This window comes from Paenibacillus sp. VTT E-133280 (genome assembly GCF_002264385.1).
GTDB classification, from domain to species: Bacteria; Bacillota; Bacilli; order Paenibacillales; family Paenibacillaceae; genus Paenibacillus_AQ; species Paenibacillus_AQ nitricinens.
Genome location: NZ_NFUX01000126.1, coordinates 1 through 8625 on the forward strand (window position 1 = coordinate 1; position 8625 = coordinate 8625).

Genomic DNA, 8625 nt, shown 5'->3' on the forward strand with positions numbered 1-8625 from the left:
GCGTCCACATGGTTTGGCACTCGTCACTCAGCATAAAATTCGTGAAGGATAAAATATCTTACTCTATGAATAATTTCATATGTAGGGTATTCGCGAAACTTTTAAACTAACCTGCCCGTTTGATTAACAAAAGCAGCCGATCACGTTGAGATCTGCTGTCTTCTTGTTTTTATTGAGCTAACGTTTCCCGTTAGAATTCCTGTAAAACGAAAAATTTGGAGTTTGAATAAAAAAGAGCGCCTCAGTAAGATGGGGTTACGCACGAGGTCATTGCCTCAAAAATCCCATCAGGAGGTCGCTCTACTATGAAGTTTAAAACACAAGAAAAACAAAATCAACTTATTGAAAACATTACCGTTCATCACCTTGTCGTCGGTGTAGATATTGCTCAGGAAGTCCATGTTGCCAGAGCTGTAAGCTTTCGAGGGATTGCACTCGGTACATCCCTGAAATTCAGCAACCATTTAGAAGGCTTCAATCTACTCAAATGCTGGATCCAAGATTTATTACAATCGAACAAGCTTCATAAAGTCATTGTCGGTATGGAGCCCACAGGTCATTACTGGTTAAGCTTGGCTCGCTGGCTGTCTTCGCAAGGCATTGAAGCTGTGCTTGTTAATCCCCATCTTGTTAAAAAGAACAAAGAAAACCGCGACAATACGCCATCTAAAAGCGATCATAAAGACGCGTTGGTCATCGCAGATATGATTAAAAATGGATATTATTCTCCAGTTCGATTTCTTGCAGAATCTTACGAAGAACTCCGTATTCTTATGGCGAATCGAGAAACGGTGACCAAACGTCTCAACAGTGCTGTAAACCAAATTCATCGCTGGGTAGATATTGTCTTTCCTGAACTGCGTCAGGTATTTAAGATTCTTACTTGCACCAGTGCCATCGCTACACTCAGGCTCTTCCCATTGCCGAAGGAAATCAGCCCTTTATCCACTGAACAAGTTCTTACTGGCTGGAAGAAATATGTGAAACGTCATGCTGGCGTCAAACGAGCAGAGCAACTTATTGCACTTGCGAAATGCAGTGTGGGTGCCACGCACGCACTTCAAGCCTACAAACTTCATTTAAAGCAACTCTTAGAAGAGTATGACTTAGCTCAGCGACAACTTGAACAGATCGAGCACGAAGTCCACATTATACTCGAGCGTATTCCTTATGCACAAAAACTGCTTGAAATACCAGGTCTGAATGCTACCAGCTTAGCAGGCGTTCTGGGCGAGGCTGGCGATCTAAGTGGTTATGCGCACGGAAATGCTCTACTACGCCATGCCGGTCTAAACCTAGCTGAAGCAAGTTCTGGGAAGTGGCGAGGAAAAATGGTGCTTAGCAAACGCGGACGCCCCCGTCTACGTCATTTCCTCTATCTCATGACAATGTGTATGGTTATGACCAACTCGGAAGTTCGGGCTTTGCACCACTACAATGTTAAGGAAAAGAAGGTAAAGAAGATGAAATCGATTATGAAATTGATTGGGAAAGTTGCACGTATGCTTGTCTGTCTTGCTAAAAGCGGCAAAACTTATGACTCGACTAGAGTTTTCCTACACGCAGCATAAAGCCAATTGATCCTCACCGGTTCATGTATTCGCAGGATAAAATAGCACGGAGTATCGGGAGACGTTCAACAAAAGGGCTCGGACCCGTTCCGTTAGAAAGACCGACCTCCACCCCTTAGTTAGATGTGACGAAGGAATGAAAGGGCTTGTGACCCGTTGAGACATGGGAGTGAGAATCACTAAGGCGAAATGGAGACGTGCATATATGGAATGATATGGGTATTAAATTAATACCTCTGTTTCCGTATGCCCTTCTATGTCTTCTCGGCCACCTGCTTCTTCTAATCTTTCATCTTTCGCACATTGATTAAGGAGAAATCCTGCGAATTCATGAGCCTGAGTGAGATAATTAAATCATTTCGAGGGAGTTGAATAATATCTTCCATTTTAGTTGTTCAAAATTCGTCGATCAACGAAACTCCTTTTGTAATTCGCATTCTACTATCTCGCAAAAAATCGCGTGTCCAGTCGTCTGGTTGACTCAAATCCCAGCTTTGGTGCATACCGACGAAAACGATAATTTCGCGTAGTCTAAGGAAGAGCCCAAGCTGATCCTTCCAGCCTTCAGGCATATGACGGCCATCCTCTGTATAACCTTGCTCGAAATGTTTAATGAAAAGTTCGTACTGCACCTTCCGTTCGGACTTCGAATCTTCCCCGAATACATACAGCAAGTAATAGAGCTGGATTGCAATGTCTTCGGCATACCAACTGTACTGACATTCGTCGAGCAGCCGATCCATTGACTGGCTGCCTTTGTGTCGTTATTGAGCTATCGTTTCCCGTTAGAATTCCTGTAAACTGAATAATTTGGAGTTTGAACAAAAAAGAGCGCCTCTGTAACATGAGAGTTGGATACGGGTCTACAGCCCTTTTAATCTCACCATTTAGGAGGTCGCTCTACTATGAAGTTTAAAACTCAGGACAAGCAAAATCAACTCATTGAAAACATTTCCTCTTTGCATCTGGTTGTCGGTGTAGATATTGCCCAGCAGACGCATGTCGCTCGCGCAGTGAGCTATCGGGGAATTGCTTTGGGATCGCCGCTTGAGTTCGGCAGCCATGACGAGGGCTTTCGCCTGTTCCGACGCTGGATTCAAGATCTGCTCAAGTCTTACAAGCTGAGCAAAATCATTGTGGGTATGGAACCCACCGGACATTACTGGCTGAGCCTGGCTCGCTGGCTCTCAGACCAAGGAATTGAAGCTGTTCTCGTGAATCCACACCTCGTTAAAAAGAACAAAGAAAATCGCGACAATACCCCATCAAAAAGCGACCGCAAAGACGCACTCGTCATCGCAGATATGGTCAAAAACGGCTACCAGTCTTTTCGGCAACTTGTATAGCTTGCAAAACACCCTTATTCCGAATAATCCTACCTATATACAACAGATATAAATGTTTCTCTGTGCTAAATTCATATTCACGCGTATTAATCCCATTATATACGCAGAAGCCTTTGTTGTTCCCCATCAGATGGCGGGCACGTTTACTTACGTATACAGGGTATTTAATCCGCCGTTTGACCGGGATATGCACAGTGCATACCGTTGGGATTTTAGGATTAGTTACGCCGAGAGCGGAACGAAAAGTATGGTCATGGATAATGTCAACTCGCTCAGAGCCCCTTAGGATAGGGGATAAGCTTTGCCTTGCTCCTGCTCCCTAGAGCTGCAAATAAATAGACCTTATGCCCTCGTCTAACCAGTTCTTCCGTCAGCTCATAAACAATTTTTCCAGTCCCTCCTTTGATGGAAGGTAATGGCTGTGCATTTGGATAGTTCGAAATCACTTGTGCGATTGTTAATTTTTCACTTTTCGGAAATTTAATCGATTTTTTCATACAAACGAGATCCCCCCAGCTTTTACTTTTTAGCATATTGGGTTAATAGACTCTGACAGTCGGACACGAACCTGGAGATGTGAGTATTTTGAATATCAAGCTTCTGAATGCTCGAGTTAATTCTTTCAAGAAGAAACTGCAATTTCTTAAGGTTTTCTTCAGATAAATCCGTGAACATTTTAGGGTTTAGCAGGAAGAAACGGCTGAGAAATGCATCCAATTCCGCAAAATCCTTTTTGGTTAAATTAAGGGGACTAATTTGTATAGATTTCACCAGTGTTTCCGCCTTTTTTTTGCACATTTCCCGACTCCTTTTACGGGGTGAAGCCACAGAATTACGCATAGATCATTTCTCCTTCAAGGATTAACTTGGTGTTCAACCTAATTTTCGAACAGAATATCCCCTTTTTCATAACATACAGTATGAGTTACTTTCTTTTAAAGGAGGAGTGTGCGATGCAAAATAAAAAAAGGAATTCCAAACCTCCAGTCTCCCCCAGAGAGTTAGATAAGCTAGCCTTAATTTCTGCGATACTCCTGCTAATGGCTGCTGTAATTGGCCTATATATCGCTTGGGTTACTCTGAAGTATCCAAACTCGTCATCCGAACTTGTGATTTAGCTGTTCCTCAGGGTAAAAGACCAAGGATACAATAAACTATGCAATAAAACAAATCTTGAGTGGGCACCAATTGACATTCAAGAACGCCGGAAAAGGTCGGTTTTCTAAACTTTTCTGAGCCTCTGGAATGGCATTGTCCATAAATTGAATCCACCGCTAACTGAGATCCATTCTTATCTCTGTCCTTAAGAATTCAGGATCCTCATTGTAGGATGCATATCGCTAACACGCAATAACTATAAACCTCAGAAGTGGATCAGAACTGGCATGTCGGCAGGGTAGAGGCGTTTATACGTCTATATGCATGTGTTATTGTACCGATCCGAACAAGCAGGTTGGCAAACCTTAAATTGTGGCGGCTTTTGGATAGAAGGTTTGGCTTTTTTAGCCGATGATACACCAATTATTTAAGGAAAAGAGCTTCGCTTCTCAGATGAATGGATTATAATAAAACTTAAGTTAAAGTTGATAAGCACATACGGTTCTTAGATTACATGTCCTGTCCTCTAACATAATTATATCGGCTAACGGAACACATTCTTGGCCTATTTCGGCAATCAGTACCGTAAAAAAAAATAAACCGCAATTTATGCGGGTTCTATGCGGAACATACTCTTGTCATCCGACAAAAATGACATTAAAGTGCCCACATTAATGTCATTAATCTCCCTACAATGTGTCTCTTCTCACTTTATCACAGTGCAATAAAAAGTTGATCTTTAACAATGAAATAGATCAACTTTTTATGCAGATTGTAGGTGAACCTCCAATAATAAATATAAGTTCCCATCGAATGGCTAACAGCAGTTATTCTTATTTATCGCATTAATTAATAGTTCCAGACTCTCTACAACCTGTGTTCGTTTGTTCTCCGGAATATCATTCATTACACTCCCGAAATACGAATGAAGTACGGAATTTATATTCTCATGGAGTATCCACCCTTTTTTTGTTAGCCTTAGTTGGACATAACGTCGATTTTCTGGGTCCGTAATCCGTTCAACCCAATCATCGGTTACAAGATTATTTACAGTCCTGCTCATTGTACTTTTATCCAGGTTAAGCACATTGGCCAATTCGATCAGTGATACTTTACCAGCGAGTCCTATATGCTGATATTATTTCTTTGGTATTACTAATTACTTTTAGAGGAGAGATCACTTGAAAATTCTTATTTATGGTGCAGGCACAATCGGGAGTATTTTCGCTGGGAGACTTGCGTTGTCAGGATATGATATCACTGTCCTTGCAAGGAGGACAAGACTTGTTGACCTGAAAAAAAACGGGATGATTCTCGTGAATTCAGGCAACAACCGAGAAGAAATTGCAAAGGTAAATTTGATTGAACATCTGTTGCCAGACAATATTTTCGATTACATAATCGTAGTAATGCAAAAAACACAGATAGTCAGTGTATTGCCGATACTTTCTCAAAATAAATCAAAAAATATTGTCTTTGTAGTCAATACAGCATCTGGTTATGACGAATGGGTTCATGCAGTGGGTAGTGACCGCCTGATGCTAGGATTTCCGTCCGCAGGAGGAGAACGTGTAGACGGCCGGGTACATTACTTTATCGGCAAGGGATTCATGCGGGCTTTTCAGACCACTACATTTTCAGAATACAGTCGCCAAAAAACCGAAAGGCTACAAAAAATAGTAGATATTTTTAACAATGCCGGTATTTCATCAGTTGTAACTAGTAACATGGATATGTGGCAGAAAACGCATGTGGCAATGGTTACAAGTATCGGTAACGCTCTTTATAAATATAATAGTAATAATTTTGCTTTGGCAAAATCATATGCAGATATTAAATTAATGGTTCTGGGGATAAAAGAAGGCTTTGCTGTGTTGACTAAATTAGGCATTAAAATCACACCTTCAAAACTTCACTATTTAAAACTTCCCGTTTTTATGATTGCCCCAATTTTTAAAATTATCATGGGCACAAAGTTTGCTGAAACAGCCATGGCAAAGCATACAGCCGCAGCAAAACCCGAGATGATCTGCCTTCAGGAAGAATTTGATATGCTAATCAAAAAGAGTAATGTGGCTACCCCTTCTATTGATAAGTTACGAAAAAATCTTTTAAAAGAATTGTGTAAGGGGACATGAAAACTGCACCTCCTAAGCATCCCCCCTTAATCAGGATTGTCCTTTTTATTCACGCTTATGTAAGAATTGATTTTTTTAATTAATTCAGGAAATTGATCAGCGTCTGGTGATCTCCAATATAATCAGATAGTGTTGCAGACGGTGCGAATGAAATATTATCGGTTCCCAAAAGTCCAAAGGGGTGCTCCCAAGCCAAGTGGCTACTGGAGCGCCCTATTTTTAGAGTTCCGGAGTCCTATCCACTTGTAGATTTTACGATAACTGCATCGTAGTGATACAAGTATTGTCCCCTTCCGATGTTGTGAAGGAAGAGGTGCTGTTCTTATCATCGTAATCAATCGTTACGTGAAACGTTTGGTCTCGCGGTAGCCAGAGATCAATAAAACCATTGTCATGGGATTTAATAACATCCTTTATTACCACTTTGTTATTGTGGTCGGTTACGGTGACATTAAATGATGTATTCGCCATTTCTCCCTGACACCCAGCCAGGTTATGTATGGCACAGGGATGTGTTTGGCTAACGTAAGGCGCAATTGAAACGAAAAACTCATCCCTCGGCAGGCCGTAGGTCAATTTTTGATCATTATCCGTTGTCACTGTCAGCTGATTTGATGTAATCGAAGCCGATTTGGCTTTGGCATTACCCATGCTGTAGTCATTCACCAATTTTTTAATATCGTTTGTTTGGGCTAGCTTTTCACCAATCGGCTCAGTTTTTCCCCTGTCAGCGATTGTATAGGTGCCCAAAGCTACACCAATCAAAGTTATCGCTATAGCCGTGGACATAAATACTTTTTTATTCATGAAATTTACTACCTTCCTTTTTACATTTAGTGCCGTTTAATATTACATCTTTTGCTCTGGCCAATCTATTTCCAGGGATCAGGAACTGCTGGGATTCAGTTTATAATTTTACTGGCATCATGCTCATAATTCTCTTGTTAAGCATCAGTGTTTGTGATCAGAAGTTACCACATTTATTACTACAGATGTTTTCTTGCCGCCTGAATTTACATTAATGGTAGCCTTTCCTGAAGCAACCGCTGTCACTAATCCACTTGCATTTACCGTTGCTACTTTAGAATTACTTGAAGAATAGGTTATCTTTATTTTCCCGCCTTTGGGTGAGGTCACCGCGGTGGGCTTCAGCTGAAAGGTTTCAGATGGCCTTAAAGGATTAGAAGGGCCTTTGACTGCAATTGAAGTTACTTTTACCGCTTGTGCCGCTTGTGTCGCTGGCGTTAAAGCAGCTGGACTGGTGATTGTTAATGTTAAAAAAGCTACAGATAATGTAGCTGTTAATACACCTTTTTTCAATACCTTCATTCTTAATCTCCTCACAGTATAGCAATACATTTTGGAGAAAGTATGAAGATATGATGTTCTTTTTAAAAATAATTAACGAATCCGAGTGAGAGTGTAGACTTCTTCCAAGTTGTCCAACCAAAAGAAATTGGGCTTCTACTCACCTACCACATATAAAATGTACATTTAAGTGTTACCATGAGAGGGTATTAAAGAGTTGAATTATACTACTAGGAGGAATATTATATGAATGGGTTAAGTGGATTATCAGGTTCAGCTAATATGCCAAAGAACTGTGGAATGGATGGAATGCATACGGGAACAGGAGACAAAAAAATCACCAATCACGAGCATGCTAAAGAACCCATTCAAAACCCAAAGGCAAATATACTGGACGAATATCGTGGGCAAACTATTGATATTAGGTTATAAGAACATCACATACATACCCTAGAGCAAACATATGATTATATCCATTTGAAAAGATATTAGTGACCAACATACAAAGGAGTCCCCATGATATATAGGGGACTCCTTTGTATGTTGAGGAGGAATCTGTGGGATTAGGGAAATGAGAAAACAGACCGTTCTGGGATCTTCTAAAAAACTAGGGGTATCCTGCAGCCATATATGGCTGCTGGATACCCCCTCACCTATTACTTAATTAACCATACTAAGATAACTCTCTTTATCTACTACACGCCGAGCCGTAACATAACGATCTTTGTAGTATCTTTCGGACAACTTGCTTATGCTTACTCCCTTGCTGCTTGAGGAGTGGGCGAATTGATCGTCGCCTAAGTAAATTCCGGCATGGGAGATACCATTACCAAAGGTATTAAAAAACACCAAATCTCCTGATCGTAAGTTCTCTTTTGCAACGGGTGTCCCTACTTTAGCTTGTGACTGGGAAGTGCGTGGAAGATCATCCACATTAAACTTTTTTAGTACATACAGGATGAATCCGGAACAATCGAATCCTGCCTTAGTGGTTCCACCCCATAAATAAGGTGTCCCGAGTACCTGATTCACTTCACTCTCCAGTTTTACCTCACTTGCAAAAGTACTTGGTACAGCTGTTGTGAAAATAACTGCAGCTCCTAGTAAAGATAAAATGACTTTCTTCAGAACCTTGTTCTCCCTTCAATGCCTACGGAGTTAGCT

General features: G+C 41.0%; 9 protein-coding genes and 2 pseudogenes. 5 read left to right on the top strand and 6 right to left on the bottom strand.

Annotated features, from left to right (window positions below):
* The first annotated feature begins 305 nt into the window (after positions 1-305).
* Positions 306-1571 (top strand): IS110 family transposase, encoded by a 1266-nt coding sequence (locus CA600_RS29895; protein ID WP_094874725.1) that lies wholly within the window; start codon positions 306-308, stop codon positions 1569-1571.
* Between the two features lie 395 nt (positions 1572-1966).
* Here CA600_RS29895 and CA600_RS29900 read toward each other — a convergent pair whose 3' ends face one another.
* Positions 1967-2314: a hypothetical protein gene (locus tag CA600_RS29900; RefSeq protein WP_094874726.1), complete on the bottom strand. Its 348-nt coding sequence runs from the start codon at positions 2312-2314 to the stop codon at positions 1967-1969.
* A 162-nt stretch (positions 2315-2476) separates the two neighbouring features.
* Between CA600_RS29900 and CA600_RS29905 the strand changes: the two are divergent.
* Positions 2477-2899, top strand: a pseudogene (locus CA600_RS29905) (IS110 family transposase); the annotation flags it as partial.
* Here the strand turns inward: CA600_RS29905 and CA600_RS32145 are convergent.
* A pseudogene (locus tag CA600_RS32145) lies at positions 2886-3414 on the bottom strand (glycosyltransferase family 4 protein); the annotation flags it as partial. The pseudogenes CA600_RS29905 and CA600_RS32145 overlap by 14 nt on opposite strands.
* 456 nt (positions 3415-3870) lie before the next feature.
* Here CA600_RS32145 and CA600_RS31435 point away from each other — a divergent pair.
* Positions 3871-4035 (top strand): hypothetical protein, encoded by a 165-nt coding sequence (locus tag CA600_RS31435; protein ID WP_179281782.1) that lies wholly within the window; start codon positions 3871-3873, stop codon positions 4033-4035.
* A gap of 797 nt (positions 4036-4832) precedes the next feature.
* Here CA600_RS31435 and CA600_RS29920 read toward each other — a convergent pair.
* Positions 4833-5144 carry a MarR family winged helix-turn-helix transcriptional regulator gene (locus CA600_RS29920; protein ID WP_094874728.1) on the bottom strand — a complete coding sequence of 104 codons (312 nt, stop codon included), beginning with the start codon at positions 5142-5144 and terminating at the stop codon, positions 4833-4835.
* Between the two features lie 52 nt (positions 5145-5196).
* Between CA600_RS29920 and CA600_RS29925 the strand changes: the two genes are divergently transcribed.
* Positions 5197-6153 carry a ketopantoate reductase family protein gene (locus CA600_RS29925; protein WP_094874729.1) on the top strand — a complete coding sequence of 319 codons (957 nt, stop codon included), beginning with the start codon at positions 5197-5199 and terminating at the stop codon, positions 6151-6153.
* Between the two features lie 252 nt (positions 6154-6405).
* Here the strand turns inward: CA600_RS29925 and CA600_RS29930 are convergent, their stop codons facing one another.
* Entirely contained in the window at positions 6406-6960 is a 555-nt protein-coding gene (locus CA600_RS29930; RefSeq protein ID WP_094874730.1) for a CueP family metal-binding protein, read from the bottom strand.
* Positions 6961-7104: 144 nt separating this feature from the next.
* The gene (locus tag CA600_RS29935) at positions 7105-7482 is read right to left on the bottom strand and encodes an Ig-like domain-containing protein (RefSeq protein WP_094874731.1); all 378 of its coding nucleotides are present in this window, start codon (positions 7480-7482) and stop codon (positions 7105-7107) included.
* Positions 7483-7707: 225 nt separating this feature from the next.
* Between CA600_RS29935 and CA600_RS29940 the strand changes: the two genes are divergently transcribed.
* On the top strand, positions 7708-7893 hold the full coding sequence (locus CA600_RS29940) for a hypothetical protein (protein WP_094874732.1): 186 nt from the start codon (positions 7708-7710) through the stop codon (positions 7891-7893).
* Between the two features lie 228 nt (positions 7894-8121).
* On the opposite strand, the gene CA600_RS29945 is transcribed toward CA600_RS29940, so the two are convergent.
* Positions 8122-8589 carry a C40 family peptidase gene (locus CA600_RS29945; protein WP_094874733.1) on the bottom strand — a complete coding sequence of 156 codons (468 nt, stop codon included), beginning with the start codon at positions 8587-8589 and terminating at the stop codon, positions 8122-8124.
* Positions 8590-8625: the final 36 nt, after the last annotated feature.

What these genes read in the sequence shown, in the direction of transcription:
- CA600_RS31435 (WP_179281782.1), top strand. Translation starts at nt 3,871, where the DNA reads ATGCAAAATAAAAAAAGGAATTCCAAACCTCCAGTCTCCCCCAGAGAG.
- CA600_RS29900 (WP_094874726.1), bottom strand. Translation starts at nt 2,314, where the DNA reads ATGGATCGGCTGCTCGACGAATGTCAGTACAGTTGGTATGCCGAAGAC.
- CA600_RS29940 (WP_094874732.1), top strand. Translation starts at nt 7,708, where the DNA reads ATGAATGGGTTAAGTGGATTATCAGGTTCAGCTAATATGCCAAAGAAC.
- CA600_RS29930 (WP_094874730.1), bottom strand. Translation starts at nt 6,960, where the DNA reads ATGAATAAAAAAGTATTTATGTCCACGGCTATAGCGATAACTTTGATT.
- CA600_RS29895 (WP_094874725.1), top strand. Translation starts at nt 306, where the DNA reads ATGAAGTTTAAAACACAAGAAAAACAAAATCAACTTATTGAAAACATT.
- CA600_RS29935 (WP_094874731.1), bottom strand. Translation starts at nt 7,482, where the DNA reads ATGAAGGTATTGAAAAAAGGTGTATTAACAGCTACATTATCTGTAGCT.